This window comes from Ruegeria sp. CG8 (genome assembly GCF_056537165.1).
Genome location: NZ_JBQFRA010000006.1, coordinates 63,508 through 90,440 on the forward strand (window position 1 = coordinate 63,508; position 26,933 = coordinate 90,440).

The following is a 26,933-nucleotide window of genomic DNA, read 5'->3' on the forward strand; positions in this document are numbered from 1 at the left end:
ATGCCATGACAAAGACCATCCTGCATATCGACGCCTCAGCCCGCCGCACCGGCTCGGCCACCCGCGACCTGTCGGCCCGCATCGTTCGACACCTGGGCGCCAGCCGCATCATCCGCCGCGACCTGGCCACACCCCTGCCCCTGCTGACCGAGGACTGGATCACCGCCAACTTCACCCCCGCCGATCAACGCGACGCCACCCAGCGCGACCTGCTGGCCCTGTCGGACGAGCTGGTCAAGGAACTGCAGCAGGCCGACACGGTGGTGATCGGGCTGCCGATCTACAATTTCTCGGTCCCCGCCGCCTTCAAGGCCTGGATCGACCTGGTCGCCCGTGCGGGCCTGACGTTCTCGTATACCGAGAACGGCCCCAAGGGCCTGCTGGAGGGCAAGCGCGCCATCCTCGCCATCGCTTCGGGCGGTACCGCAGTGGGGTCCGAGATCGACTTTGCAACCGGATACGCCCGCCATGTGCTGGGCTTCATCGGCATCCACGACGTGGATGTGGTGGCCGCCGACCGCATGGCGCTGGACCCGGAAGCAACTCTGAGCAACGCGCAGAAAGCCGTGGCCGAACTGGCCGCCTGATCCGGCCACTGGCCTTCCCCGGTCAAACCGTCCAATCTGCACCCGAACAAGATCGGCAGATTGGACGGTTGTCATGAAGAAGATCGGAATTCTGGGCGGGGTCGGCTGGGCGTCGACAATAGACTATTACCGCGCCATCGCCGAGGGCGCGGGGCGCCATTATGCAGAACGCGGGTACGGATCGCCGCTTCCTGTTCCTCCGATGACCATAGAATCCGTCACCCAGGCTAAAACCCGCGCGCTGCGCGGAACCGCCGGCGACGAAGCAAGCTGGGCCGCGTTCGATGCCGTTTTCCGCGAAGCACTGCTGACGCTTGAGCAGGCGGGATGTGATTTTGGCATCATCGCCTCGAACACACCTCACGCCCGTTTGCATGCGATCCGGCAGGGCGTGACCATGCCGATCCTGAGTATCTTTGATGCAACCGCCATGGCCACCAAAACGACAGGCGCCAAAAGCGCGCTGGTGCTGGGAACCTCGGTCACGATGCAAGCGCGCCACTATGCGGAACGGCTGGCGGCTGAAGGCATCACAGCCAATGACCGACTTCCCGAGGACCAGATCGCGGAAATGCAGGCCATGATCGACACCGAATTCTATGGCGGTGCCTCGGCCAATGCCCGCCACCGTCTGCTGGCATTCTGCAACCGGCACGCCGCCCCCGGAACCGCGATCCTGCTGGCCTGCACCGAATTGCCGCTGGCCTTTCCCCAACATCTTGATGACCCGGTTTTCGAGACCGACGGACACCTGTTCGTCAATCCCTCGGCCGCCCATGTCGCCGCCGCGTTGAAAGAGGCGCTGAGCGAATGATCAGGGCAGCCAGGTGACCTCACACCCGATCCGATCGAAGAAGGCCATCAGGTCGTCGCGCGCCATCGCCACCGTCCGGTCGTTGACCAATGGATGCATATAGATCACGTCCGCGCGCCGCGCCGCGTCGTCCATGAAGAACCGCACATCGTTGCCGACGCCGTTGATCATCGCCAGCGGGCTGACCGCGCCGGGACGGATGCCGAGGTTCTGCATCAGCCGATCCGCCGACCCGAAGGACAGGTTGCCCACCCCCAGTTCGGCGCCCAGCGCCTTGAGGTCGATCTCGCGGCTCTGCTCCAGCGTCACCAGGTAGTTCCGCTTTTTCTTGTCGCGCAGATACAGGTTCTTGAGCCGCAACGCGTTTTCGCCCGGCACCATGAACTGATCCTCAACCGCCTTCGACTCTTCGACCGTCCGCAGCGGGACGTGGCTGTGCAGGCGATAGGGCAGCCCCCAATCGTCCAGCTGCGCCAGCAGTGCATCGGAACTAAGCGGCAATGTGTCCTGAAAGGCGGATGAGGCGTCCATGGTCTTCTCCCGAATATCGCGGCAGTCATGGCCGACGGGGCAAGACGATGCAACCCGGCAAGCGCGGATGGTTGACTCGGGTGGCCAATGGGCCTAAACGCCAACGCAACATCCGGAAGCGTCTGTTCTTCCGGTCCCTTGAGTCGTTCAGGGATCGCCCCCCACCAGCGAGTTTCGCCCGTGGGGGCGTTTGTGCATTGACCCGTCTGCCCCTATCTATGGGGCGCCAACCGAGAACCGGCGAAGGAGGCCGAAGGCATGTTTGAAAATCTATCCGAACGCCTCTCTGGCGTCTTCGACCGGCTGACCAAACAGGGCGCCCTGTCCGAGGAAGACGTCAAAACCGCCCTGCGCGAGGTTCGCGTGGCGTTGCTAGAGGCTGACGTATCGCTGCCGGTGGCGCGTGCGTTCGTCAAGAAGGTGCAGGAACAGGCGACCGGCCAGGCGGTGACCAAGTCGATCACGCCGGGCCAGCAGGTCGTTAAGATCGTGCACGACGCGCTGGTCGATACCCTGCGCGGCGAGGAAGACCCCGGCAAGCTGAAGATCGACAATCCGCCCGCGCCGATCCTGATGGTCGGCCTGCAGGGCTCAGGCAAGACCACAACCACCGGCAAGTTGGCGAAACGCCTGAAAGAAAAAGAGGGCAAGAAGGTCCTGATGGCCTCGCTGGACATCTACCGCCCGGCGGCAATGGACCAGCTGGCGGTGCTGGGCACCCAGATCGGAGTCGACACTCTGCCGATCGTACCGGGGCAGAAACCGGTGGACATCGCCAAGCGCGCCAAACAGCAGGCCACGCTGGGCGGCTATGACGTCTACATGCTGGATACCGCCGGCCGTCTGCATATCGACGAGGTCCTGATGGACGAGGTCGAGCAGGTCCGCAACGTGGTCGACCCGCGCGAGACCCTGCTGGTGGTCGACGGCCTGACCGGTCAGGTCGCCGTCGAGGTGGCCGAGGAGTTCGACGCCAAGGTCGGCATCACGGGCGTGGTCCTGACCCGGATGGACGGTGACGGCCGCGGCGGCGCGGCGCTGTCGATGCGCGCAGTGACCGGCAAGCCCATCCGCTTCGTCGGTCTGGGCGAGAAGATGGATGCGCTGGAAACCTTCGAGCCCGACCGCATCGCGGGCCGGATCCTGGGCATGGGCGACATCGTCTCACTGGTCGAAAAAGCCCAGGAGACCATGGAGCTCGAGCAGACCGAGCGCATGATGAAGCGCATGATGAAGGGTCAGTTCAACATGAACGACCTGAAGATGCAGCTGGAACAGATGATCCAGATGGGCGGCATGCAGGGCATGATGGGCATGATGCCGGGCATGGGCAAGATGGCCAAGCAGATGGATCAGGCCGGGCTGGACGACCGGATCCTGCGCCAGCAGATCGCCATGATCCAGTCGATGACCAAGAAAGAACGCGCCAACCCCGCGTTGCTGCAGGCCAGCCGCAAGAAACGCATCGCGGCCGGGTCGGGCATGGAAGTCAGCGACATCAACAAGCTGCTCAAGATGCACCGGCAGATGTCGGACATGATGAAGAAGATGGGCAAGATGGGCAAAGGCAAGATGCTGAAACAGGCCATGAAAGGCATGTTCGGCAAAGGCGGCCCCTCGCCCGAAGAAATGGCCGCGGGCATGGACCCCAAGGCGCTGGAAGCCGCGGCCAAGGCGATGGGCGGCAAGATGCCCGGCGGCATGCCCGGCATGGGCGGCGGCATGGCCCTGCCCCCCGGCCTGAGCGGATTCGGAAAGAAGAAGTAAGTGACCGCGCCCGTCGCATATCCCTGGGAGGCTCCGGCCACCGGCCCCGCTGCCGCGCTGTCGGCGCGGCTGGCTGCGGACTTGCCGCGGCTGGAGACCGCGCGGCTGGTGCTGCGCGCGCCGCGGATCGGGGATTTCGACACCTATGCCGACATCCTGATGTCGGACCGTGCCAAACACATGGACGGCCCGTTTAACCGGCAGGCGGCCTGGCTGGATTTCTCGCAATACGTCGCGGGCTGGCTGCTGCGCGGCGCGGGAATGTGGGCCATCGAGGACCGCGCGGGCGGTCAGGTTCTGGGTTTCGTGTCGATTGGCATGGAATTCGGCGACCGCGAACACGAGCTGGGCTATCTGCTGACCGAAGCCGCCGAAAGGCGTGGCATTGCAACCGAGGCGGCCGAAGCCGCCCGCGACTTTGCGCTGGGGTCGCAGGCTCTGCCGTCACTGGTCAGCTATGTGGACCCCGACAACGCAGCCTCGGCCCGCGTGGCCGAGCGCCTGGGCGCCCAGCGCGACCTGCAGGCCGAGGCCGGGTTCGACGAGTCGGTTCTGGTCTATCGTCATCTGCCCGGCGACGGCGATGGCGGGATGGAGGCCTACGCATGACGACCTTCGCCATCCCGACCCTTGAGACCGAGCGCCTGATCCTGCGGGCGCCGCATCCGGACGACCTGCCGGCCATGACGGCCTTCTACGCGACCGAGCGCAGCCACATGGTGGGCGGCCCCAAGGATGCGGCGGGCTGCTGGAACGGACTGGCCAACCGTCTGGGCCATTGGGCGCTGCGTGGCTATGGCCTGTGGCACCTGACCGAAAAGGCCAGCGGTACTTTCGTGGGCTGGACCGGCATGATCTATGTGCCGGGCTGGGACGAACCCGAGCTGGGCTGGACCCTCATGGAGCAGGTCGAGGGCAAGGGCCTGGGCTTCGAGGCCGCGCAGGCCGCCCGCGACCATGCGGCGCGCCATCAGGGGCTGAATGGCGTCATCAGCTATATCGCCCACGCCAATGACCGCTCGCGCGCTCTGGCCCAGCGTCTCGGCGCGACCTACGAGCGCGAGGGCGAAGTGCTGGGCAAGTCCGCGCAGATCTGGCGGCACCCGAAACTCGACACGTCAACGACCGATCTGACCACCGAAAGGACCGGCCAATGAACAATCCCGTGACGCGGGCCGCGGCCTTGCTGAAAGACCACCGCGAAAGCATCGACCGGCTGGACGCGATTCTGGTCTATACGCTGGCCGAGCGGTTCAAGCACACGCAGGCCGTTGGCAAGCTCAAGGCCGAACACGAACTTCCCCCGTCCGATCCCTCGCGCGAGGCCGCGCAGATCGCACGGCTTGAAGACCTGGCGAAAGAGGCGGATCTGGACCCCGATTTTGCCAAGGCTTTCCTGAATTTCATCATTCAGGAAGTCATCCGACACCACAAGAAACACCAGAAGTGAACCCGAGGTTCAACAAACACCAGAAATAGCCGGAACATTCCGGCCAACGCCATCCAAAGGAGATACCACAATGGCAATGAAAATTCGTCTGGCCCGTGGCGGCTCGAAAAAGCGCCCCTTCTACCGCATCGTTGCAGCGGACAGCCGCATGCCGCGTGACGGCCGCTTCATCGAGAAGCTGGGCACCTACAACCCGCTGCTGCCGAAAGACAGCGAAGAGCGCGTGAAGATGAACATGGAGCGCATCCAGTACTGGCTGGACCAGGGCGCGCAGCCGACCGACCGGATCGCCCGCATGCTGGAAGCCGCCGGCGCCAAGGAGAAAGCCGAGCGCAACAACCCTCAGAAGGGCACCCCGGGCAAGAAGGCCCAGGAGCGCGCCGAAGAGAAAGCCGCCAAGGCTGCTGAAGCCGCAGAGGCTGCTGCCGCTCCGGCCGAAGAAGAAGCTGCTGCTGCAGAAGAGTAAACAGGCGGGCGCGTGCAGGATCAGGCTTTCACCGAAGACTTCCGCACGCAGTTCGATCTGTTGATGCGGCTCCGGCGCGATGTACGCCGGTTCTGCACCGACGCGGTGGACGAGGCAGTGCTGACGCGCTGCCTCGACGCGTTTCAGCTGGCCCCTTCGGTGGGGCTGAGCGAACCGTGGCGCGTGATCCGCGTCGAAAGCCCAGCGGCCCGGACCGCGGCGCTGGAGAATTTCAAGGCGGCCAATGACGCCGCGCTGGCGGGTTATTCCGGTGACCGGGCGCAGCTGTACAGCCAGCTGAAACTGTCGGGCATGCAGGAGGCGCCGGTGCAGCTAGCGGTGTTCTGCGATGACGCCACCGACAAGGGCCAGGGGCTGGGCGCAGGCACCATGCCCGAGATGCGCCGTTATTCGGTGGTCTCGGCTGTCACTTTGTTCTGGCTGGCGCTGCGCGCGCATGGGCTGGGGCTGGGCTGGGTTTCGATCCTCGATCCCGACCGGCTGGCCCGCGACCTGTCGGTGCCCGAGGGCTGGCGGCTGATCGGCTATTTCTGCGTGGGCTGGCCCGAGGAAAGCTCGGACACGCCCGAACTGGAAACCCATGGCTGGGAGTGCCGCCGCGGCAGCCTGCCGGTGGAAACGCGGTAGGGTGGCATGTTTGGTTTGATACGCCTTCCCATCCTGCTGCTGATCGCCTTTATTGTGGGCGTGTTCTTTGAGCGCAACAATCAACGCGAAGCCTGCGACGAAATCGGTGTCTGGGAAAGTGGAATATGCGTGACAACGGAAATGCCCAATGACTGATCTGATCTGTGTCGGCAGCATCGCCGGGTCCTTCGGCGTACGCGGCGAGGTCCGCCTGAAAAGCTATTGCGCGGTACCCGAGGATATCGAGACCTACTCCCCTCTGACCGACGAGAGTGGCGCCCAGCGCTATCCGCTGATCATCACACGCGCGATCAAGAACGGATTTGCCGCGCGTCTGGGCGGGGTCGAAACCAAGGAACAGGCGGACGCCCTGAAGGGGCTGCGCCTTTATGCCCGGCGCGAGCAGTTGCCATCGCTGCCGGATGACGAATTCTATCACGCCGACCTTTTGGGGCTTGAGGTCTATGACACCGGGGGAACCCTGCTGGGGCGGGTCAAATCGGTGCAGAACCACGGCGCCGACGACCTGCTCGAACTGCACGGGCCCGGGTTGAAATCCACTGTATTTCTGCCATTCACCAAAGCGGCCGTACCCACGGTTGACCTTGAAGCCGGGCGTATCGTCGCCGACCCTCCCGAGGGCCTGCTGTGACGCGGCGCATCCTGCTGCATCTGGGCCTTCACAAGACCGGCACGACCGCCGCGCAATCCTTTCTGTTCGAGAACCGAGCGTTGATCTGGCCGCGCCACGCATTGGTTCTGCCCTATGTCACCCGCAAATCCGGGTTATCCGAAGCCGCCACGCGCCATTCGCTGTATGGGACATTCGGTACGCTGTCCGAATTCGGCAATCGCTGGCGCGAACTTCTGGCGACGCTGGATTTCGGGGAAAAGCGCGGCCTGATCCTGAGCGAGGAGAACTTCTCGGGGCTTCGCCCCAGCCGCAATCTGGTTGTGGGATACGCCGAAGCCCCTGATCTGGCCGCCTGCCTGGTCGATACGCTGCGCAACCGGCTGGTCGGGTCGGAACTGGACATCACCGTATATCTCTCGCTGCGCCAGCGCGGCAGTTGGATCCGCAGTCTCTGGGCCCATGATCTTCAGCGCACGCGGCTGGTGCAGGATTTCGACACGTTCCGCGAGAGGCTCGAAGAGCTCCCTTCGCTGCAGCAGACTGCGGACGCCGTTCGTGATCGGCTACCCTCGGTTCGAGTGCGGACCGAATGGCTGGAAGACCTGCGTGAGCATAGCTTTGGCCCCGGCACACCTTTTGCCGAATTCCTGGACCTGCCGCCCGAGAAGGCCACCCTGCTGGTCAAGCCCACTCGGTCAAACCCGGCATTGCCGCAAGAAGCGCTGTCCGAAATGCTCGAGTTGAACCGATCGGGGCTGGACGAGGCGGCGCTGGTCCGACAGAAAGCCCGCATCGTCGAACGCGCTCAAAACAGTCTGACCACGAACACATGACGGACAAACCTGCAAAGTCATATGGCCGCAAGGCCATTCGCCCCACGCTGAAACCGCGTGAGCTGCTGACGCCCACGCCGGACCTGCATGGCGTGTGGAAGGCCAAGGTGATCACGCTGTTCCCATCTGCCTTTCCCGGCGTCTTGGGCGAAAGCCTGATCGGCAAGGCGCTGCAGGAGGGGCTGTGGCAACTGGAAACGGTCGATCTGCGGCAGTTCGGTGTCGGCAAGCATCGCAATGTCGACGACACGCCCGCAGGCGGCGGTGCCGGCATGGTGTTGCGGCCGGATGTACTGGGGGCCGCCATTGATCACACTATGGATGGGGTACAGGGCAACTGGCCGCTGATTTACCTCAGCCCGCGCGGGCGCCGGATGGATCAGCGCATGATGCAGAACTTGGCCCGTTGCGATGGCATGACCCTGTTGTGTGGCCGCTTTGAAGGCGTTGATGAACGGGTTTTGGAGCACTACGGCATCCAGGAAGTCTCGCTGGGCGATTTCGTCATGACCGGAGGCGAGATTGCCGCGCAGGCGCTGATCGACGCCACCGTGCGACTGCTGCCCGGGGTTCTGGGAAATCAGGCCTCGACCGAGGAAGAGAGCTTTTCGTCCGGCTTGCTGGAACACCCGCAATACACTCGGCCGGCCGAGTGGAACGGGCGCGAGATCCCTCCGATCCTGATGTCCGGACATCATGGACGCATCGCCGAATGGCGTCACCAGATGGCGGTAGAGATTACCCGCACGCGCCGCCCGGACCTGTGGGATGCCTACCTGAAGGCGCGCGGGGAAACCGACGACTAGGGTGCGCCCGCCTTCCATCGCGCCCAGATATCAGGCGAGCCGTTGAAGGCGTTGATGTCCACCCGCCCCTGCACGCCGGGAACCAACCCGGTGCCCGTGTACTGCCAGAACCGCCAGACTGCCTTGGGATAGACATTGCGCGGATGCCCCGCGACCGAGCGCAGCCAGAACTCGGTCTTTGGCAGACGTCCGATACCTGTGTCCTCGTAGAAATCGACCGTGGTGTAGACGATCGGCCGGCGGCCATAATGTCGCTCCAATATGTCGAGGAACCTTTCCGCCTCGGCCCGCACCGTTTTGCCATCGGGGCGCAGGGTGCAGGTCTTGGAATGGGGGGTCCATTCCATGTCCAGCACATGCGGCAGGTCGGCCCCTCGGGGAACGTTGCGAATGAACCAACGGGCCTGTTCGGCCGCGGGGCGGCAGAAGTAGTAATAGTGATATGCACCCCACGGAACCCCCGCCGCCCGGGCGCCCTGACTGTGATCCTGGAACATCGGATCGGCCACGTCGCCCCCTTCGGTCGCCTTAATGAACACGAAACTGACCCCCGAGGCCTTGGCCTGACGCCAGTCGATCGGTCCCTGCCAGCGCGAGACGTCGAGCCCATGCACGGGATAGTGCTCGGGCCGCCGCCGCTCCCAGTCATGCGGGTCGGCATCCGCAAAGGCTGGGTACAGAACCGAAGGTCCGGAAAGTCCCGCGACCACCGGTTGGTCTAAGATTTGGGGCGCCGGCGCACGACGCCCGCAAGACATCAGTGCCAGCGCAAGAACCACGCAGAAAATCGCTTTGCTCATCGTGTTGCTCTGCCTCTAAACCTGCCCTCAAATTATGACCCAGAATGCCCGATCCCCGGCACAAGGCAACGCCGCGGTACGGGTGACGGCGGATTCCCACCAAATCCACCGCGATTTGGCCTGAAAACCGGCGATTTGGGCTTGATATGCTCGTCCGACTTCCCTAAACGGGCGCAATCCGGTGCCGCCTTTGGGGCGACTCCGGTGTTTTGGGTTGATCGCAGGAACGCACCTGCCCTTCTTCGGATCAGGGAAGCTGTGGAATAACCCGGACCAAAAGGAACATTCGACCTGACCTCTGGCGGGCTGCAGATCGCGGGACCCGGAGAAGACCAAGAGCTCTCAGATCGTGCCCAACTTCGTGGACCAACCACGAGCAGATAGGAGTAACTGCGATGGACCTGATCGCACAGCTTGAGGCGGAACAGATTGCCGCCCTCGGGAAAGACATCCCCGACTTCAAAGCCGGTGACACCATCCGTGTCGGCTACAAGGTGACCGAAGGCTCGCGCACCCGTGTGCAGAACTACGAAGGTGTCTGCATCGCGCGTAAAAACGGCGACGGCATCGCCGGATCGTTCACCGTTCGCAAGATTTCGTTTGGCGAAGGCGTGGAGCGTGTGTTCCCGCTGTATTCGACCAACATCGACAGCATCACCGTTGTCCGTCGTGGCCGCGTCCGTCGCGCCAAACTGTACTATCTGCGTACCCGTCGCGGTAAATCCGCCCGTATCGCAGAAGTCACCAACTACAAGCCCAAGGCTGGCGCCGAGGCGTAAGGAGCGGAAAGATGAAAAAAGACATCCATCCCGACTACCACATGATCGACGTCAAACTGACCGACGGCACCGTGATCCAGATGAAATCGACCTGGGGCGCCGAAGGCGATCAGCTGGCCCTGGAAATCGACCCCTCCTCGCACCCCGCGTGGACCGGTGGCTCGTCGCGCCTGATGGACGCCGGCGGTCGCGTGTCGAAGTTCAAAAAGAAATACGAAGGCCTGGGTTTCTGAACCAGCGCCTTTGCGGAATTTCCAAGGCCGTCCCAGAGGGGGCGGCCTTTTTTCGTTGGCCGCTTCTATTGCGCGTCCGGCACGTCTAGGTCAAAGACGACGATCCCGTCGGCACCATTCTGACACAGATCACATAGCTGACCGCCCAACCGGCGGTGTGTCGGGTGTTCGGCGTAAGCCTTCACGGCGGGTCGATCCGCAAAGCGGATCACGAACCCATCGCGATAGTCCTGCGTCTTTCCTTCGAAATCGAGATTTGGGCCGCGTTCAAAGGCCAAGGCCCCGTCCAGATCAGCGCATAGCTCGGCCAAGCCGGTCAGAACGGCGCGGCGCGCGTCCTGCGGTGCATCTGATCGGAAAGTGAAGAACACGCAGTGCAATATCATGATGTCGGTTCCTGGTTGGGCAAAGTCAGATCCAGTAGGCCAAGGCGAGCGGCAGCACCAGGATCGTCGTCAGGGTTGAGACCATGATGTACCCGGCCACTTCCGGGCCATATTCCGGAACATGCTGGTCGATGAACAGGTATGTCGCAACCGAGGACGGCATCAGGCAGCACAGGATCAACGCTCCGCGTTCGACCCCGGTAAAGCCGAACAGCCAGACAAGCGTGGTGGCGATCCCGGTTGCCAGAACGAGATGCAGACATGTCAGAACGACTGCCCGGCCAAGGCTGCCTGTCCGAAGCGTGGCCAGCGTGTGACCCAGTGTCAGCAACATCAGCGGGATCGACAGCCCGCCCAGAATGTCAAAGGATTTGGCGATCGGTTGCGGCAGGGCAAAACCCGTAGCCATCAGCGTCAGCGCGATGACAACCGCATAGATGATTGGAGACGTTGCAAGCTTGCGGGCCGAGAACTCTCCGGCCGGAATCCACATGCCGACCGTGAAAATGCTCACCAACACCACGACGACAAAAGCCATCGTATAGGCCATGCCCGCATCGCCCAGTGCCAGCAGAGTGACCGGCAATCCGATATTGCCCACATTGCCATGCATCAGCGGGGTCAGAAACGCCCGCACCGGCCAGCGCAACAGCCGCAACGCCAAAAATCCGAGCACGCCGAATGCCGCAATGGCGAGGGCAGCAGCCGCCATCGTGTCCAGAAACGTGGCAATCTGGATCTTGGTGGCGGACAGATGAGAGATGATCAGTGTCGGATATCCCACCTTCGAGACAATCCCGCCAATCACCTTGTTGTCGAACGGTGCGCGCGCGACCGCCAGCCCGTACCCCACACCGGCACAGATCAGCACCGGCAGAACGATGTTCAATACGTTCAGGAATACGTGCTCCAAGCCGGGTCCTTGCGTCCAAGTCAGTTTGCAGACTGTGGCGGCGCACGCCCCGTTTGGCAACAACCAAGCGTCAAGCTGCGGGTATCGCGAAAAAATCCAATTTAGACACTGATATTGTCCCGCAGACCCTACAGGACCGCTTTTCTTCGCGGATCACACAACATATAGTGGGTTCAAACAACGTGTAGGCAAACACGGCGCGACTTGGGAATACAGGTATGGCACATATCATCGTTGTGGGGAACGAAAAGGGCGGCGCAGGCAAGTCGACGGTTTCCATGCATGTTGCAACCGCGCTTGCGCGTTTGGGCAACAAGGTCAGCACCCTGGATCTGGACCTGCGGCAGCGCAGCCTGGGCCGCTATTTCGAGAACCGCCGCAATTTCCTGTCCACGGAAAAGCTGGAGCTGCCCAGCCCGCGTCACCATGACCTGCCCGAGATCGACGCTAGCAAGCTCAAACCCGGCGAGAACATCTATGACCACCGTCTGTCCGCCGCCGTGGCCGAGTTGGAGAGCGACAGCGATTTCATCCTGATCGACTGCCCCGGCTCGCACACAAGGCTGAGCCAGGTGGCACATTCGCTGGCCGACACGCTGATCACGCCGCTGAACGACAGTTTCATCGATTTCGACCTGCTGGCCCGGATCGACTCGAAGGGCGAAAAGATTCTCGGCCCCTCGGTCTATTCCGAGATGGTCTGGAACGCGCGGCAATTGCGGGCGCAGGCCGGGCTGAAACCGATCGATTGGGTGGTGGTGCGCAACCGCGTGGGCACCCAGCGCATGGTCAACAAGGAAAAGATGCAGCGCGCCATCGAGATGCTGTCGCAGCGCATCGGCTTCCGCGTCGCCTCGGGCTTTTCCGAGCGTGTGATCTTTCGCGAGCTTTTCCCGCGCGGGCTGACCCTGCTGGATCTCAAGGATATCGGGGTGAAACAGCTCAACATTTCGAACATCGCTGCCCGTCAGGAGTTGCGCGACATGATGCGCGAACTGAACCTGCCTGGGGTCGAGATCGACTTCTAGGCCGTCGGCGCGTAGATCGTGAACAGCTCTTTGGGTTCGGGCACGCCGCGCAGCATATAGCGCCCGACCGAGATCAGGTCCTGTTCGCAGGGCTGAGCGGCGCGGGCCACGTCATCCGAGATCAAGATACGCCGGTCCAGCGAGCGGTGCATGCCTGCGATACGCGCGGCCTGGTTCACCGCCGGTCCGATCACAGTGAAATCCAGCCGGCTTTCAGCACCGATATTGCCATAAAGGATCTCGCCCGAATGCAAGGCAAGTGTGAAATTGGCGACCGGCAGGCCGGCGGCGGCCCGTTCCGCGTTGAGCTCGGCCATACGCGTCTGCAGAACACCAACGGCGGCCAGCGCGGCGCGGGCGTCCTCGTCGATCTCGCCCACGTCGAACATGGCCATCAGCCCGTCGCCCATGAATTTCAGGATATTGCCGCCACAACCCTGAACGACCTCGACCGCCACGGCCAGATAGTCGTTCAGCATGGCGATGATGTCCGACCCGGGAAGGCGTTCGGCCAGGCCGGTAAAGCCCTCGAGGTCGAAGTTCCAGATCACGGCGTCGATCTGCTGCAACGATCCGCGCCGGATTTCCCCCGACAGCACGCGCCGACCCGCATCCCGCCCCAGATAGACGCGCAGCAGATCCTGCGCCATTTTCCGGTTCGAGGCCGATTTCAAGGCCAGCCCCAGATGCGGCAGAGCATATCGGATCAGATCCAGGTGAATGTCGTCGAACCCCTCGGCATGGTCCGTCGTCCACGACATCAAGACCCCCTCGGGCATCTGATCCAGGGCAATCCGGTTTTCGGGCTCGACCTTCTGCAGAACCAGACCGGATGCAAAGTAGTCGGTGGCACCTTTCTGATGCAGCTCGTTCAAAAACGGAAATCGGCTGGGTTCGTTCTGGTCTTTCAGCCTTTCACGCAGCTCCTTCGCGCCGGACTGCAGCATCGCATAGAGCGGGCTGGAAACCCACTGATCAGGCAATTCCTCGCGGTGCTCATAATTCTCGACACTGCCCCCTTCGTCCCGGTACCAGTTGAAGCCGGTGCCGCCGTAAGTGGGGTGATAGGCGCTCTGGGCGGCGTGAAACCGCATCAGAGGAACGCCCGCATCCACAAGCCGCAGGCAATAGCCTTCGAGTATTTCCGACTGTTCCGCCCCTTCCAGCCCTCGGTCCAGCAACCATCCAATCAGGTCATCGGCGCGGGATTTGGGGTCGGTGGATGGCATCTTGGGGCTCCGTCTGGTCTGCACCCCACTTGGGGGCTGCGGGGCCAGATTACCAGAGGTCAGTCCATCCCGGCCAGCCGCCGCAGCATCATCCTCAACAGCGCCGCCTCGCCCGTCGTGAACATGCCCGCCAGCCGGGCGTCATAGTCGCGGGCGATGTCGCGCAATTCGCGGTACACCGTCAGACCGGCGGGGGTCAGGGTCAGCCGCTCCATCCGGCGGTCGTTTTCATCGCGGGTGCGCCGCAGGTATCGGCGCTGTTCCAGCTTGTGCACCGCGCGGCTGATCTTGGTCTTGTGCATCTTGGCACGTTCCCCGATCTGCTTGGCGGTCATCTCTCCGTAATTGCCAAGGTGGAACAACACGCGCCATTCGGTGCGCAGCATCCCATAGCGGTTCTTGTAAACCTTCTGGAAATCCAACGAGCTTTCCTCGGCCGCCTGGTTGAGCAGGAAGGGCAAGAAATTTCGCAGGTCGAAGTCATCTTTTTCGGCGGAATCTGGCTGTGTCATGGTTGTTAGTTACAAAATCAACTATTATCCGACAAGCAGCAAACGGAGGAACCCCGATGAATCGTCCGACTGACCCGCACGCTCTGACCCAAGCCAGCACGCCCGTTGGCACCCATGCAGGCTATATGCCCGGCTTTGGCAATGACTTTGAAACCGAGGCGCTGCCCGGCGCGCTGCCGCAGGGCATGAACAGCCCGCAGAAATGCAACTATGGCCTATATGGCGAACAGCTTAGCGGCACCGCCTTCACCGCCAACCCGCCCGAGCGCACCTGGTGCTATCGCATCCGGCCGTCGGTCAAGCATTCGCACCGCTATGAAAAGATCGACCTGCCCTATTGGAAAAGCGCCCCGAATGTCGATCCGGACGTGATCAGCCTGGGCCAGTACCGCTGGGACGCGGTGCCCCATTCCGACCAGCCGCTGACCTGGCTGACCGGCATGCGCACCATGACCACCGCCGGCGACGTGAACACCCAGGTCGGCATGGCCAGCCACATCTATCTGGTCACCGAATCGATGGTGGACGACTATTTCTTCTCGGCCGATTCCGAGCTGCTGGTGGTGCCACAGGAAGGCCGCCTGCGCTTTGCGACCGAGCTGGGCATCATCGACCTGGAACCCAAGGAAATCGCCATCATCCCGCGCGGGCTGGTCTACCGCGTCGAGGTGCTGGAAGGCCCCTGCCGCGGTTTCGTCTGCGAGAATTACGGCCAGAAATTCGAGCTGCCGGGCCGCGGCCCGATCGGCGCGAACTGCATGGCCAACCCGCGCGACTTCAAGGCGCCCGTGGCGGCCTTCGAAGATCGCGAGGTGCCCTCGACCGTGACGATCAAGTGGTGCGGCCAGTTCCACACCACCAAGATCGGCCACAGCCCGCTGGACGTGGTGGCCTGGCACGGCAACTACGCGCCCTACAAATACGACCTGCGCACCTACTGCCCAGTCGGGGCGATCCTGTTCGACCACCCGGATCCGTCGATCTTCACCGTGCTGACCGCGCCTTCGGGCGTGCCGGGCACGGCCAATATCGATTTCGTGCTGTTCCGCGAACGCTGGATGGTGATGGAGGACACGTTCCGCCCGCCGTGGTACCACAAGAACATCATGTCCGAGCTGATGGGCAATATCTACGGCCAGTATGACGCCAAGCCGCAGGGCTTCGTGCCGGGCGGCATGAGCCTGCACAACATGATGATCCCGCATGGCCCCGACAAAGAAGCCTTTGAAAAGGCGTCCAACGCCAATCTGGGGCCGGACAAGCTGGACAACACCATGTCCTTCATGTTCGAGACCCGCTTTCCGCAGCACCTGACCGCCTTTGCCGCGAACGAGGCGCCGCTGCAGGATGACTACATCGATTGCTGGACGGATCTGGAAAAGAAATTCGACGGCACGCCCGGCAAGAAATGACACCGGTGGCCCCACGGCCACCGCACCGCACAAGGAAACGCAATGCCTTTGATGAAATCCTGGGTGGCCTCGGCCAATGACGCGAACCACCCGTTTCCGCTGAACAACCTGCCCTATGGCGTCTTTTCGACCGCAGGGTCCGAACCGCGCTGCGGCGTGGCCATCGGGGACATGATCCTCGACGTGTCCGCCGCCGAGGCCGAAGGGCTGATCACGCTGGGCGACGAGCCGCTGTTCGACCTGCCCTTCTGGAACCCGTTGATGGAACAGGGACCGGCCGTCTGGGCCGCGCTGCGCGAGCGACTGACTGCCCTGCTGGCCAAAGGATCAAAAGAACAGGACAAGGTCGAACCGCTGCTGGTTCCGCAGGCCGAGGCCCAACTGCACATGCCCTTCGCCGTCAGCGAATACACCGATTTCTACGCGGGCAAGCACCACGCCACCAATGTGGGCACCATGTTCCGCGGCCCGGAAAACGCGCTGCCACCCAACTGGCTGCACATCCCCATCGGCTACAACGGACGGGCCTCGTCGGTGGTGGTTTCGGGCACCGATATCCGCCGCCCGTGGGGGCAGTTGAAATCGCCCGACCATGACCGACCCGCCTTCCTGCCCAGCCGCCGCTTCGACATCGAGCTGGAGATGGGGGCCATCGTCGGCACCCCGTCCGACGGCCCGATCACCGTGCAGGAGGCAGACGACCACATCTTTGGCTATGTCCTGCTGAACGACTGGTCGGCGCGCGACATCCAGGCCTGGGAATATCAGCCGCTGGGCCCGTTCCAGGCCAAGGCCACCGCCACCTCGATTTCGCCCTGGATCGTGACCAAGGCCGCGCTGGACCCGTTCCGCTGCGACACGCCCCCGCGTGAGGTCGAGTTGCTGGACCACCTCAAGGACTGCGGCCCGATGCTCTATGACATCGAGCTCGAGGTGACGATGGCGCCCGAGGGCAAACCGGCGTCCACCATCGCCCGCACCAACTACAAGGAAATGTATTATTCCTCGGCGCAGCAACTGGCGCATCACACCACCTCGGGCTGCCCGATGAACGTGGGCGACCTGCTGGGTTCGGGCACGATTTCGGGTCCGACGAAAGCCAGCCGCGGCTCGCTGCTGGAACTCAGCTGGGGCGGCAAGGAACCGATCACGCTGGACACCGGCGAAACCCGCAGCTTCATCGAAGACGGCGACACGCTGACCCTGAAGGGCGCGGCCCGGGGCGACGGCTACACGATCGGGTTCGGCGACTGCACCGGCACGGTGCTGCCTGCCCTCGAAGACCCATACGCACGATAAGGAGCGCCAAATGGCCAAGGCATTCGCGTCCCAGGGGGACATGACCGAAAAGAAGATCTCGTTCACCGAGGTGGGCGAAGGGCTTTATGCCTTCACTGCCGAAGGCGACCCGAACTCGGGCGTGATCATCGGCGATGACAGCGTGATGGTGGTCGAGGCCCAGGCCACGCCGCGCCTGGCGCAGAAGGTGATCGACTGCATCCGGTCCGTTACCGACAAGCCGATCACCCATGTGGCGCTGACCCATTTCCACGCGGTCCGCGTGCTGGGCGCCAGCGCCTTCGGCGCGCAGCAGATCGTCATGTCGGACATGGCCCGCGCCATGGTCGTCGAACGCGGGAAAGAGGACTGGGACAGCGAGTTCCAGCGCTTCCCGCGCCTGTTCGAAGGGCATGAGAGCATCCCCGGCCTGACCTGGCCCACCACCACCTTCAACGACACGATGACGATCTATCTGGGCAACCGCCGGGTCGATCTGATGCATCTGGGCCGGGCGCATACGGCCGGTGACATCGTCATCCACGTGCCCGACCAGAACGTGATGTTCACCGGCGACATCGTCGAATATCACTCGGCCTGCTATTGCGGCGACGGGCATTTCAGCGACTGGGGCGATACGCTGGATCAGATCCAGTGGTTCGACGTCGACGCCATCGCGCCGGGGCGCGGCGATGCACTTGTCGGCAAGGAAATGGTGAACGCCGCCATCGAGAACACCCGCGATTTCGTCGAAAGCACCTATCGCCCGGCGGCCAAGGTGGCGGCACGCGGCGGCAGCCTGAAAGAGGCCTGGGACGCGGTGCGTGCGGAGTGCGATCCGAAATTCTCGGACTACGCCATCTATGAACACTGCCTGCCCTTCAACGTGGCCCGCGCCTATGACGAGGCGCGCGGCATCGACACCCCGCGCATCTGGACCGCCCAGCGCGACCTGGAGATGTGGGAGGCCCTGCAGGGCTGAGAAATAGCCCGGCAACTTGATCCAGATCGTGTTGCCGGCCTGAAAACGATGCAACCATGGAGGAGAGCCATCGGCGCCCCGCGCCGGTGGGCAGGGAATGTGCGCCCGGCGCACAGAACTTGGGGAGAGAGCCCATGAACAAGATTTTTGAACAGCCGCTCTATGCCTATGCCCGCAGCCCCGATCAGGATGCCCCCGCCCCGGTGCGGCATCAGGTGATCGTGATCGGTGCGGGCCCGGTCGGGCTGGCCGCCGCCATCGACCTGGCCCAGCAAGGCGTCGAAGTGGTGGTGCTGGACGACAACGACAAGGTCAGTTTCGGCAGCCGCGCCATCTGTTTCGCCCAGCGCACGCTGGAAATCGCCGACCGGCTGGGGTGTGCCCGGCCTATGGTGGACAAGGGCGTGCTGTGGAACACCGGCAAGGTGTTTTTTGACGACCGCAAGGTCTATGAATTCAACCTTCAGCCCGATGAGGGCTATGCCCATCCGGCCTTCATCAACCTTCAGCAATACTACTTTGAGCAGTTCATGGTCGAACGGGTCCGCGCGTTGCAGGCCCAGGGCGCGCCGATCGAGATCCGTGGCCGCAACAAAGTCGAGGCGATCGGTACCCATGACGACCACGTCAAACTCGAGGTGGAAACGCCCGAGGGGTCGTACACCGTCGAAGCCGACTGGCTGATCGCCTGCGACGGGGCCAATTCGCCCACCCGCCGGATGCTGGGGCTGGATTTCGTGGGCCGGGTGTTCGAGGACAACTTCCTGATCGCCGACGTGATCATGGAGGCCGATTTCCCGTCCGAGCGCTGGTTCTGGTTCGACCCGCCCTTCAACCGCGGCCAGTCGGCGCTGCTGCACAAACAGCCCGACAATGTCTGGCGCATCGACCTGCAACTGGGCTGGGATATCGACAAGGAACGGGAAAAGCGCCCCGAAAACGTGATCCCACGCCTCAAGGCGATGCTGGGCGCGGATGTCCAGTTCGAGCTGGAATGGGTCAGCATCTATACCTTCCAGTGCCGCCGGATGGAGAAATTCCGCCACGGCCGCGTCCTGTTTGCCGGCGACAGCGCGCATCAGGTCAGCCCCTTCGGCGCGCGCGGGGCCAATTCGGGCCTGCAGGACACCGACAACCTGTGCTGGAAGCTGAAGATGGTCCTTGACGGCACCGCGCCCGACAGCCTGCTGGACAGCTGTGATGTCGAGCGCATCCACGGCGCGGACGAGAACATCCTGAACTCGACCCGCTCGACCGATTTCATCACGCCGAAATCGGAAATGTCACGCATCCTGCGCGACGCGGTTCTGGACCTGAGCGAACATTACGACTTCGCCCGCCCGCTGGTGAATTCCGGGCGGCTGAGCGTGCCCTGCACCTATGGCGGATCGCCGCTGAATTCGGCGGATGCGCTGGGCGGCCCGGCCGAAACGCGCCCCGGTTCGCCCTGCCCCGATGCGCCGCTGGGGGATGAATTCCTGTTGCCCAAGCTGGCAGGCAAGTTCACCCTGCTGACCATCGACGCCGACGCCCCGGAAACGATTGAGGAAGAGGGCGTGACGGTCGAGCGGCTGGCGCTGTCGGTCAAGGACGACCGGACGCTGGCACTGAAGCGGCGGTATCTGGGCGACGCGGAAGGTGCGGTCTATCTGATCCGGCCCGATCAGCACGTGGCGGCACGGCGCGACAGCTTTGAAGACAACGCGTTCCGGCATGCGATCCGCCGGGCCATCGGCAAGGAGTAGGCACAATGGATGAACTGATCCTCACCCCGAATATCGACGGCGCGGATGATTTCTATGCCGATCTGCTGGCCGCGCACGACGGCTTGGACAAGGCCGAAAGCGATGCGCTGAATGCGCGGCTGGTGCTGGTACTGGCCAACCACATCGGCGACCGGACCATCCTGAAACAGGCGATCGACGCGGCCAAAGCCCGATGAGTGACGTCGTCCTGTATGACTATTGGCGATCCTCGGCCAGCTACCGGGTGCGCATCGCGCTGAACCTGGCCGGGATAGACTATCGGGCGCTGACCGTCGATCTGGTCAAGGGCGAGCAGACCGCGCCCGCACATCTGGCGCGCAACCCGCAGGGCTTTGTGCCCGTGCTCGAGATCGACGGCGTGCAATTGACCCAGTCGCTGGCCATTCTGGACTATCTCGACCGGACGCGGGGTCTGAACCTGCTGCCGGAAGAGCCGGTTGCGCGGGCCAGGGCGCAGGCGCTGGCCCATGCCATCGCGGTGGATCTGCACCCGGTCTGCAACCTGAAGGTCGCCCGCCACGCCACGCAGTTGAGCGGCGGAAAGGGCGACATGCCCGGCGACTGGATGCGCCATTTCATCCGCCCCGGTCTGCTGGCCTTCGAGGCAATGCTGGACGGGTTCGAGCAAGCCCCCTATTGCACGGGATCGGCGCCCGGTTTGGCCGATCTGTGCCTGATCCCACAGATGTACAACGCCCGGCGCTGGCAGGTCGATCTGTCGGACATGCCGCGCATTCTGGCGGTCGAGGCGGCCTGCGCCGACCACCCTGCCTTTGCAGCGGCCCACCCGGACACCCACGCGCCGGGCTGAGCCGCGCACAGGGTCTGTGTGCCGATGCGTCTGTGCACCGGCGCCGATCGGGCCTAGCCTTGTGCCGGAAATCACCGCACGAGGCCCCCGATGCCACAGATCACCGGCTATCACGCCCATGTCTATTTCGACGCCGAAACGCAGGAGACCGCCCGCCGTGTCTGCGAAGAGGCTGCCCGCCTGTTCCCCGTCCAGATGGGCCACATGCACAGCCGTAATGTCGGCCCCCACCCGCGCTGGAGCTGCCAGCTGAGCTTTGCCGCCGATGCCTTCGACAAGGTGATCCCATGGCTGATGCTGAACCGGCAGGGACTGACTGTGTTCACCCACCCCGAAACCGGCGAGCACCTGCCCGACCACCGCGACAGGGCGATCTGGATGGGCGAAATGCTGGACCTGGACCTGTCGATCTTTGACCGGCTGGGCGCCTAGCCCAGCGCCCGCGCCTGTTCCCTAAGCTTGAATTTCTGGATCTTGCCCGTGGACGTCTTGGGCAGCGGCCCGAACACCACCGTCTTGGGCGCCTTGAAATGGGCCATGTGGTCGCGGCAGAACGCGATCAAATCGGCCTCGGTCGCTTCGGCGCCCGGCTTCAACTCGACAAAGGCGCAAGGCGTCTCACCCCACTTCTCATCCGGTTTGGCGACCACGGCGGCCTCCATCACGGCGGGGTGCTTGTAGAGGATATCCTCGACCTCGACCGACGAGATGTTCTCGCCCCCCGAGATGATGATGTCCTTTGACCGGTCCTTCAGCGCGACATAGCCGTCGGGATGCATCACCCCCAGATCGCCCGAGGCGAACCAGCCGCCGCGGAACGCTTTCTGCGTGGCCTCGGGGTTCTTGAGATACCCTTTCATCACGATGTTGCCCTGCATGAAGATCTCGCCCATGGTCTCGCCATCGGCCGGCACCGGCTCGAGAGTTTCGGGATCAGCCACCATCAGCCCCGACAGGGCAACGTATTTCACCCCCTGCCGCACCTTGAGCGCGGCGCGTTCCTCGGCGGGCTTGTCGTTCCATTCGTCCTTCCAGGCGCACACGACCGACGGCCCGTAGGTCTCGGTCAGGCCATAGACATGGGTGACCTCGATGCCCATTCCCTCCATCGCGGCGATCACCGCGGCAGGCGGCGGGGCGCCTGCGGTCATCACCTTGATTTCATGATCGAAATCTCTGAGGTGATCGGGCGCGTTGGCCAGCATGTTCAGCACGATGGGCGCGCCGCAGAAATGGGTGACCTTCTCATCCCGGAACGCCTTGTAGATCGGCTCGTCCCGCACCGCGCGCAGGCAGACGGACGTGCCCGCGTTCGCGGCCATGGTCCACGGAAAACACCAGCCGTTGCAGTGAAACATCGGCAGCGTCCACAGATAGACCGAATGCTGCGGCATGCCCCAGGTCAGGATGTTCGAGGTGGCGTTCAGCGCCGCGCCACGGTGGTGATAGACGACACCCTTGGGGTTGCCCGTGGTGCCCGAGGTATAGTTCAGCGTGATCGCGTCCCATTCATCGGCGGGCAGAGACCAGTCGAATTCCGGGTCGCCCTCGGCCAGCAGGTCGTCATAGGTCAGCGCGCCCAGCTTCTCGCCGCCGTCGAAACTCGGGTCCTCGATGTCGATCACCAGAATGTCGTGATCCACCTGCTCCAGCGCCTGATTCACCACGCCCGAGAATTCGGGATCGACCAGCAGCACCTTGGATTCGGCGTGGTTCAGGATGAAGGCGATGATCGGGGCATCGAGCCTTGTGTTGATGGTGTTCAGCACCGCGCCTGCCATGGGCACGCCGAAATGCGCCTCGTACATTTCGGGGATGTTGGCGGCAATGATCGACACCGTATCGCCCACACCCACCCCACGCGCAGCCAGCGCGCTGGCCAACCGGCGGCAGCGAGCATAGGTCTGCGCCCAGCTATGGCGCCGGTCGCCATAGACCACGGCCGGATAGTCAGGGTAAACGGCCGCCGTCCGCTCGATATAACTAAGCGGGGACAGGGCCGTGAAATTGGCCCGGCCTTTGTCCAGATCGCGCTGATAAATGCTGTGGGTCGCCATCCGCCTCTCCTCCCCAATTCGTCGGATTTTTCGTATTGAGCACAAAGGTTGCCGCAAAACAAACCCGTAAAAATACGCGAGGCGAATATACTGGAGCTACGCGATCGGGTAATCTGGCCCTACTGCGTACCGGGCTTTCGGGCTGATCTGCGGTATCTGGTTCATCCGCGCCTGCCGGGCATCGTGATTCCCGCGCGTCGCGTCTTACTGAAAGGACATGTCATGGACGGCACGTTCAACGAAAACGATCTTTCCCGCGTGGTCGAGGCCGACCGCGCCCATATCTGGCACCATCTGATCCAGCACAAGCCGTTTGAGACGAACGATCCGCGCATCATCGTCGAAGGCAAGGGCATGCGCGTCTGGGATCAAAAGGGCAAGGAACACCTGGATGCCGTCTCGGGCGGCGTATGGACGGTGAACGTGGGCTATGGCCGCGAATCCATCTGCAAGGCGGTTTACGACCAGTTGATGAAGCTGTGCTATTTTGCGAACTCGGCGGGCTCGATCCCCGGGGCGCTGTTTGCCGAAAAGCTGATCGAGAAGATGCCGGGCATGAGCCGGGTCTACTACACCAACTCGGGGAGCGAGGCGAACGAGAAGGCGTTCAAGATGGTCCGCCAGATCGCCCACAAGAAATACGGCGGCAAGAAGACCAAGATCCTGTATCGCGACCGCGATTATCACGGCTCGACCCTGGCGGCGATGTCGGCGGGCGGTCAGGATGAGCGCAACGCGCAATACGGCCCCTTTGCGCCGGATTTCGTGCGCGTTCCGCACTGCATGGAATACCGCAAGCACGAACTGGACGGCGCGCCCGACGAGAACTTTGGCGAATGGGCCGCCGATCAGATCGAAGCGGTGATCCTGCGCGAAGGTCCCGACACCGTAGGCGCGCTGTGCCTTGAGCCGGTGACCGCCGGCGGCGGCGTGATCGAAGCGCCTGAAGGCTACTGGCAGCGCGTGCAGGAGATCTGCAAAAAGTACGACATCCTGCTACATATCGACGAGGTCGTCTGCGGCGTTGGCCGCACGGGTACCTGGTTCGGGTACCAGCAATACGGCGTGAAACCCGATTTCGTGACCATGGCCAAAGGCGTGGCCTCGGGGTATGCCGCGATTGCCTGCATGGTGACCACCGAGGAAGTCTTTGACATGTTCAAAGACGATGCCGCGGACCCGATGAACTATTTCCGCGACATCTCGACCTTTGGCGGCTGCACCGCCGGGCCGGCGGCGGCGATCGAGAACATGCGCATCATCGAAGACGAGAACCTGCTGGGCAATTGCGCAGCGATGGGGGATCGCATGATGGGCAACCTGCAGGCACTGATGGACAAGCACAAGGTCATCGGCGACGTGCGCGGCAAGGGCCTGTTCCTGGGTGCCGAACTGGTCGCGGATCGGGCGTCCAAAGAACCGGTGGATGAAAAGCTGGCCCAAGCGGTCGTGGCCGATTGCATGGCGCAAGGGGTAATTATCGGTGTCACCAACCGCTCGGTCCCCGGCCGCAACAACACGCTATGCTTCTCTCCGGCTTTGATCGCCACGGCGGACGACATCGACCAAATCACCGATGCGGTTGATGGCGCACTGGGGCGTGTGTTCGGGTAAACCCAGCGCGGGATAAAAGACCAAGTGAAGCCGGCGTTCTTCGCGCCGGTTTCTTTTTTTAGCTCCATTTGCTCAGGCAATAGCCTTTGTTTGAGTCAATCAGCGCATCCAGACCAAAGTCTAGGATTTGCGCCCGCTGATGACAAAATGAGTTAGCGAAAAGAAAAACCGGCCCCTCGCGGCCAAGGATCTCTGCTCATCCGCCCATTCCTTGGCTTCCTGATCCGGAACGAGCTTGTTGGACTCGGCAAACCTTTTCATCAGGGTGATCATCATATTGGCCAGCCCATCTGGCCGGAGTTCGTTATCGCAAATCGTGATCGGCGTGATGCTTTCCACAGTGAAACCCGCGTCTCTCAATATCGGTGGCAGTCGTGCGGGCACGTCTCTCCCGACAAAGTGCTCGTCCCAGGCTTTTATCATCTGATCCATTCTTGCCGGATCATCACTGTACCAAACCAGACTGTCGAAATGGATGTCGCCCACGACAAGCAGACCAGCCGTCCTGAGACAGCGATGGGCCTCCGCCACCGCGGCGGAAATGTCGTCTAAATACTCGTAAACCTGAACCGATACCGCCTTGTCGAGTGACGCATCCTCGACCGGAAGTTGGCCTGCCTCACCCTCCATGATCTGGACCCAGTCATATTCATGGCAGCGGTTTTTGGCGGAACTCCGCATCGCCTCACTTGGATCGATCCCCAAAACACGCCCGGTCGGACCAACCGCCCGCGCGAGCTCTGCTGTCAAAAGACCGTTGCCGCATCCAACGTCCGCAATGGTATCACCCGGGGCTGGTCGCAACGCGTCAAAAGACCCTCGCCGCCGCCGGGTGACATCGGCACCTTGATACACGCTATCGAGTAGACGCGTTGTTGCTGCATCAAATTCAAGCATGGCACTCGCAAAACCAATGTTAGTCAATTCAGCACGTGCAAGCCTAGCGGTTTTTGGTCTAATTGTCTGCCTGCGCAAAAAAGCAGGCACTCAGGCATCAAAAAAAGCCGCCCCTTGTAGCGCGGCCTTTCTTTCACTGTTTACTGAATGAGGAGGCCAGAGGGGCAAGTACCCTAGAAACCACCCCACCAAGCAGCTCCAGTTCGTGCAACCTGCGTTTTTGTGCGTCAGTTCGCCCTTTTGATTTCGACTTCATCAAATTCGAAACGGCCAGTTCCAAAGGCTGCCAGGCCTATCCCCGCACGAGCGCCCTGGCTGGAGTTCGTGGACGTTCGCTTTGAGAACAGCGTTTGAACGACCTTGGTCCCGTTGGCAAAGAAAACCACATGCGCCCCACGGACCTGGAAGGTCAGCTTGTTCGGGGCGCCGACACGTATCGCGTCATGTCTGTCCGCGTGTACCAGCCGCAATTGGCGACCGTCCTTTTGCAGTACGTGATAGCGCCCTTTGTCGTCCACAGTGAACGCCACATACTTCCCGGACTTTCCGCTGCCAACCAGAATGCCCACACCGCTTTTGCCGCTGAACTCTCCGTCCACCACGGCAGAGATTACCATGTCCTGCGTGCTCTCCAACGAATCCGAGCCGGGAAACTTCACCCACGCCACATCGTTGAACTGAAGGCTACGCGCATCCTGTCTGTTCTCCATGACGAATTTTTCATCGGCCACATAAACAGCCCAGGGCGGCTTGGCCGATTGAAAGTCGATCTGCCCACCCAGCATGAGCGTCGTGTCGTCGCCATCAAAGGTTTCAACCAAAACGTCAGGAAGGTCAGGTTCGGTGATCGTGTCCTGTGATCTTGCCACTGTCGGGTGGCAAATCGCCACTGCCGTCAAGACAAGAAGGGCTTGTGTAAGCCTTTGGCAAATAGGCATTTCAGTATTCCGCATTCAATTCATCAGTGAAACTCAGTAGATGATTACATCAAATGCGTGTAGTGACCATGACGGAATCCAATACTTGGTTTATGCGAAATCCAATCTGGTCGATCCAAAGAAAAAAGCCGCCCCGAACGGGACGGCCTTTCTTTCACTGTCTCTCGAAAGAGGATCAGGCGGTCAGAGCGGCCTGTGCCTTGGCGACGATCGCGCCGAACGCTTCCGGTTCGTGCACGGCCAGATCGGCCAGGACTTTGCGGTCCACTTCGATACCGGCCAGGTTCAGGCCGTTGATGAAGCGGGAATAGGTCAGAGCTTCGTCATGCGAACGAACAGCGGCGTTGATGCGCTGGATCCACAGGGCGCGGAAGTTGCGCTTGCGGTTCTTGCGGTCGCGGGTTGCGTACTGGTTGGCCTTGTCGACGGCCTGACGGGCAACCTTGAAGGTGTTCTTGCGGCGGCCATAGTAACCTTTGGCGGCCTTGATGACCTTCTTGTGACGGGCGTGAGTTACGGTTCCACCTTTAACGCGGGACATATCGGTATCTCCTCTTAGCGGTCGTAGGGCATGTAGCCCTTGACGATCTTGGCGTCGGGGGCGGACAGGGTGGTGGTGCCACGGGCGTCGCGGATGAACTTTTTGGTCCGCTTGATCATGCCATGCCGCTTGCCGGCCTGAGCCGACATGACCTTACCGGTCGCGGTCACCTTGAAGCGCTTCTTGGCGCTCGATTTGGTCTTCATCTTGGGCATTTCCGT

The 26,933-nt window shown here is 62.5% G+C and carries 34 protein-coding genes; 23 read left to right on the plus strand and 11 right to left on the minus strand.

Annotated features, from left to right (window positions below; translation table 11 throughout):
- The first annotated feature begins 5 nt into the window (after positions 1-5).
- Both ACR0EF_RS17220 and ACR0EF_RS17225 read left to right on the plus strand, forming a co-directional pair.
- Entirely contained in the window at positions 6-587 is a 582-nt protein-coding gene (locus tag ACR0EF_RS17220; RefSeq protein WP_170373298.1) for an FMN-dependent NADH-azoreductase, read from the plus strand.
- Positions 588-660: 73 nt separating this feature from the next.
- A complete protein-coding gene (locus tag ACR0EF_RS17225) occupies positions 661-1,401 on the plus strand; it encodes an aspartate/glutamate racemase family protein (protein WP_170373299.1) in 741 nt (246 codons plus the stop codon).
- Here ACR0EF_RS17225 and ACR0EF_RS17230 read toward each other — a convergent pair whose 3' ends face one another.
- The gene (locus ACR0EF_RS17230; RefSeq protein ID WP_170373300.1) at positions 1,402-1,932 is read right to left on the minus strand and encodes a prolyl-tRNA synthetase associated domain-containing protein; all 531 of its coding nucleotides are present in this window, start codon (positions 1,930-1,932) and stop codon (positions 1,402-1,404) included. It abuts the gene before it with no gap.
- Between the two features lie 258 nt (positions 1,933-2,190).
- Between ACR0EF_RS17230 and ffh the strand changes: the two genes are divergently transcribed.
- From ffh to trmD, 10 genes are all read left to right on the plus strand, one after another.
- Positions 2,191-3,699, plus strand: a complete 1,509-nt coding sequence (gene ffh / locus ACR0EF_RS17235; RefSeq protein ID WP_170372681.1) for a signal recognition particle protein — start codon at positions 2,191-2,193, stop codon at positions 3,697-3,699.
- Positions 3,700-4,308: a GNAT family N-acetyltransferase gene (locus ACR0EF_RS17240; protein WP_170373301.1), complete on the plus strand. Its 609-nt coding sequence runs from the start codon at positions 3,700-3,702 to the stop codon at positions 4,306-4,308. It abuts the gene before it with no gap.
- Positions 4,305-4,856, plus strand: coding sequence for a GNAT family N-acetyltransferase (locus ACR0EF_RS17245; protein WP_170372678.1), 552 nt, complete (start codon positions 4,305-4,307; stop codon positions 4,854-4,856). The genes ACR0EF_RS17240 and ACR0EF_RS17245 overlap by 4 nt, the downstream gene beginning before the upstream one ends.
- Positions 4,853-5,149 (plus strand): chorismate mutase, encoded by a 297-nt coding sequence (locus ACR0EF_RS17250; RefSeq protein WP_170342735.1) that lies wholly within the window; start codon positions 4,853-4,855, stop codon positions 5,147-5,149. The genes ACR0EF_RS17245 and ACR0EF_RS17250 overlap by 4 nt, the downstream gene beginning before the upstream one ends.
- Before the next feature lie 70 nt (positions 5,150-5,219).
- Entirely contained in the window at positions 5,220-5,615 is a 396-nt protein-coding gene (rpsP, locus tag ACR0EF_RS17255; RefSeq protein ID WP_093965193.1) for a 30S ribosomal protein S16, read from the plus strand.
- Between the two features lie 12 nt (positions 5,616-5,627).
- Positions 5,628-6,263, plus strand: coding sequence for a 5,6-dimethylbenzimidazole synthase (gene bluB / locus ACR0EF_RS17260; RefSeq protein WP_170372676.1), 636 nt, complete (start codon positions 5,628-5,630; stop codon positions 6,261-6,263).
- Positions 6,264-6,269: 6 nt separating this feature from the next.
- Positions 6,270-6,419: a hypothetical protein gene (locus tag ACR0EF_RS17265; protein ID WP_170372674.1), complete on the plus strand. Its 150-nt coding sequence runs from the start codon at positions 6,270-6,272 to the stop codon at positions 6,417-6,419.
- Positions 6,412-6,915, plus strand: coding sequence for a ribosome maturation factor RimM (rimM, locus tag ACR0EF_RS17270; RefSeq protein ID WP_093965189.1), 504 nt, complete (start codon positions 6,412-6,414; stop codon positions 6,913-6,915). The genes ACR0EF_RS17265 and rimM overlap by 8 nt, the downstream gene beginning before the upstream one ends.
- Positions 6,912-7,730, plus strand: a complete 819-nt coding sequence (locus ACR0EF_RS17275) for a hypothetical protein (RefSeq protein ID WP_170372673.1) — start codon at positions 6,912-6,914, stop codon at positions 7,728-7,730. Before rimM ends, ACR0EF_RS17275 begins: the two co-directional genes overlap by 4 nt.
- A complete protein-coding gene (trmD, locus tag ACR0EF_RS17280; protein ID WP_170372671.1) occupies positions 7,727-8,536 on the plus strand; it encodes a tRNA (guanosine(37)-N1)-methyltransferase TrmD in 810 nt (269 codons plus the stop codon). Before ACR0EF_RS17275 ends, trmD begins: the two co-directional genes overlap by 4 nt.
- On the opposite strand, the gene ACR0EF_RS17285 is transcribed toward trmD, so the two are convergent.
- Positions 8,533-9,336, minus strand: a complete 804-nt coding sequence (locus ACR0EF_RS17285) for a glycoside hydrolase family 25 protein (RefSeq protein WP_170367885.1) — start codon at positions 9,334-9,336, stop codon at positions 8,533-8,535. The two genes, trmD and ACR0EF_RS17285, sit on opposite strands and share 4 nt — an antisense overlap.
- A 395-nt stretch (positions 9,337-9,731) precedes the next feature.
- Here ACR0EF_RS17285 and rplS point away from each other — a divergent pair, with 395 nt between their 5' ends.
- The gene (rplS, locus tag ACR0EF_RS17290) at positions 9,732-10,115 is read left to right on the plus strand and encodes a 50S ribosomal protein L19 (RefSeq protein WP_093965183.1); all 384 of its coding nucleotides are present in this window, start codon (positions 9,732-9,734) and stop codon (positions 10,113-10,115) included.
- Between the two features lie 11 nt (positions 10,116-10,126).
- Positions 10,127-10,348 (plus strand): 50S ribosomal protein L31, encoded by a 222-nt coding sequence (gene rpmE, locus ACR0EF_RS17295; protein ID WP_093965180.1) that lies wholly within the window; start codon positions 10,127-10,129, stop codon positions 10,346-10,348.
- 65 nt (positions 10,349-10,413) lie between these two features.
- On the opposite strand, the gene ACR0EF_RS17300 is transcribed toward rpmE, so the two are convergent.
- Both ACR0EF_RS17300 and ACR0EF_RS17305 read right to left on the minus strand, forming a co-directional pair.
- On the minus strand, positions 10,414-10,734 hold the full coding sequence (locus tag ACR0EF_RS17300) for a Dabb family protein (RefSeq protein WP_170372669.1): 321 nt from the start codon (positions 10,732-10,734) through the stop codon (positions 10,414-10,416).
- 25 nt (positions 10,735-10,759) lie between these two features.
- Positions 10,760-11,647 (minus strand): AEC family transporter, encoded by an 888-nt coding sequence (locus ACR0EF_RS17305; protein WP_170373302.1) that lies wholly within the window; start codon positions 11,645-11,647, stop codon positions 10,760-10,762.
- A gap of 218 nt (positions 11,648-11,865) precedes the next feature.
- Here ACR0EF_RS17305 and ACR0EF_RS17310 point away from each other — a divergent pair, with 218 nt between their 5' ends.
- Positions 11,866-12,675, plus strand: coding sequence for a division plane positioning ATPase MipZ (locus tag ACR0EF_RS17310; RefSeq protein WP_093965175.1), 810 nt, complete (start codon positions 11,866-11,868; stop codon positions 12,673-12,675).
- Here ACR0EF_RS17310 and ACR0EF_RS17315 read toward each other — a convergent pair.
- Both ACR0EF_RS17315 and ACR0EF_RS17320 read right to left on the minus strand, forming a co-directional pair.
- Positions 12,672-13,904, minus strand: a complete 1,233-nt coding sequence (locus ACR0EF_RS17315) for an adenylate/guanylate cyclase domain-containing protein (protein WP_170343374.1) — start codon at positions 13,902-13,904, stop codon at positions 12,672-12,674. The two genes, ACR0EF_RS17310 and ACR0EF_RS17315, sit on opposite strands and share 4 nt — an antisense overlap.
- Before the next feature lie 59 nt (positions 13,905-13,963).
- The gene (locus ACR0EF_RS17320; RefSeq protein ID WP_093965172.1) at positions 13,964-14,416 is read right to left on the minus strand and encodes a MarR family winged helix-turn-helix transcriptional regulator; all 453 of its coding nucleotides are present in this window, start codon (positions 14,414-14,416) and stop codon (positions 13,964-13,966) included.
- A gap of 56 nt (positions 14,417-14,472) precedes the next feature.
- Here ACR0EF_RS17320 and hmgA point away from each other — a divergent pair, with 56 nt between their 5' ends.
- The 7 genes from hmgA to ACR0EF_RS17355 all read left to right on the plus strand — a co-directional run bounded on the left by hmgA (position 14,473) and on the right by ACR0EF_RS17355 (position 21,097).
- Positions 14,473-15,828 carry a homogentisate 1,2-dioxygenase gene (gene hmgA / locus ACR0EF_RS17325; RefSeq protein WP_149776335.1) on the plus strand — a complete coding sequence of 452 codons (1,356 nt, stop codon included), beginning with the start codon at positions 14,473-14,475 and terminating at the stop codon, positions 15,826-15,828.
- A gap of 42 nt (positions 15,829-15,870) precedes the next feature.
- Positions 15,871-17,127 carry a fumarylacetoacetase gene (gene fahA / locus ACR0EF_RS17330; RefSeq protein WP_170372665.1) on the plus strand — a complete coding sequence of 419 codons (1,257 nt, stop codon included), beginning with the start codon at positions 15,871-15,873 and terminating at the stop codon, positions 17,125-17,127.
- Positions 17,128-17,137: 10 nt separating this feature from the next.
- Positions 17,138-18,088: an MBL fold metallo-hydrolase gene (locus ACR0EF_RS17335; RefSeq protein WP_170373303.1), complete on the plus strand. Its 951-nt coding sequence runs from the start codon at positions 17,138-17,140 to the stop codon at positions 18,086-18,088.
- A gap of 134 nt (positions 18,089-18,222) precedes the next feature.
- Positions 18,223-19,833, plus strand: a complete 1,611-nt coding sequence (locus tag ACR0EF_RS17340) for an FAD-dependent oxidoreductase (RefSeq protein ID WP_170372662.1) — start codon at positions 18,223-18,225, stop codon at positions 19,831-19,833.
- Positions 19,834-19,838: 5 nt separating this feature from the next.
- Positions 19,839-20,030, plus strand: coding sequence for a DUF2783 domain-containing protein (locus ACR0EF_RS17345; protein ID WP_149776332.1), 192 nt, complete (start codon positions 19,839-19,841; stop codon positions 20,028-20,030).
- On the plus strand, positions 20,027-20,665 hold the full coding sequence (gene maiA, locus ACR0EF_RS17350; RefSeq protein ID WP_170372660.1) for a maleylacetoacetate isomerase: 639 nt from the start codon (positions 20,027-20,029) through the stop codon (positions 20,663-20,665). Before ACR0EF_RS17345 ends, maiA begins: the two co-directional genes overlap by 4 nt.
- A gap of 90 nt (positions 20,666-20,755) precedes the next feature.
- Entirely contained in the window at positions 20,756-21,097 is a 342-nt protein-coding gene (locus tag ACR0EF_RS17355) for a DOPA 4,5-dioxygenase family protein (protein ID WP_170372658.1), read from the plus strand.
- Here the strand turns inward: ACR0EF_RS17355 and ACR0EF_RS17360 are convergent.
- Entirely contained in the window at positions 21,094-22,722 is a 1,629-nt protein-coding gene (locus ACR0EF_RS17360) for an acyl-CoA synthetase (RefSeq protein ID WP_170372656.1), read from the minus strand. The genes ACR0EF_RS17355 and ACR0EF_RS17360 overlap by 4 nt on opposite strands.
- Before the next feature lie 222 nt (positions 22,723-22,944).
- On the opposite strand from ACR0EF_RS17360, the gene ACR0EF_RS17365 reads away from it, so the two are divergent.
- The gene (locus ACR0EF_RS17365) at positions 22,945-24,336 is read left to right on the plus strand and encodes an aminotransferase family protein (protein WP_170361432.1); all 1,392 of its coding nucleotides are present in this window, start codon (positions 22,945-22,947) and stop codon (positions 24,334-24,336) included.
- Positions 24,337-24,456: 120 nt separating this feature from the next.
- Here ACR0EF_RS17365 and ACR0EF_RS17370 read toward each other — a convergent pair whose 3' ends face one another.
- From ACR0EF_RS17370 to rpmI, 4 genes are all read right to left on the minus strand, one after another.
- The gene (locus tag ACR0EF_RS17370) at positions 24,457-25,233 is read right to left on the minus strand and encodes a methyltransferase domain-containing protein (RefSeq protein WP_170373304.1); all 777 of its coding nucleotides are present in this window, start codon (positions 25,231-25,233) and stop codon (positions 24,457-24,459) included.
- Between the two features lie 227 nt (positions 25,234-25,460).
- A complete protein-coding gene (locus ACR0EF_RS17375; RefSeq protein ID WP_170361428.1) occupies positions 25,461-26,102 on the minus strand; it encodes a hypothetical protein in 642 nt (213 codons plus the stop codon).
- Positions 26,103-26,346: 244 nt separating this feature from the next.
- Positions 26,347-26,712, minus strand: coding sequence for a 50S ribosomal protein L20 (gene rplT, locus ACR0EF_RS17380; RefSeq protein WP_170344760.1), 366 nt, complete (start codon positions 26,710-26,712; stop codon positions 26,347-26,349).
- Between the two features lie 14 nt (positions 26,713-26,726).
- Positions 26,727-26,927: a 50S ribosomal protein L35 gene (gene rpmI, locus ACR0EF_RS17385; protein ID WP_039523697.1), complete on the minus strand. Its 201-nt coding sequence runs from the start codon at positions 26,925-26,927 to the stop codon at positions 26,727-26,729.
- Positions 26,928-26,933: the final 6 nt, after the last annotated feature.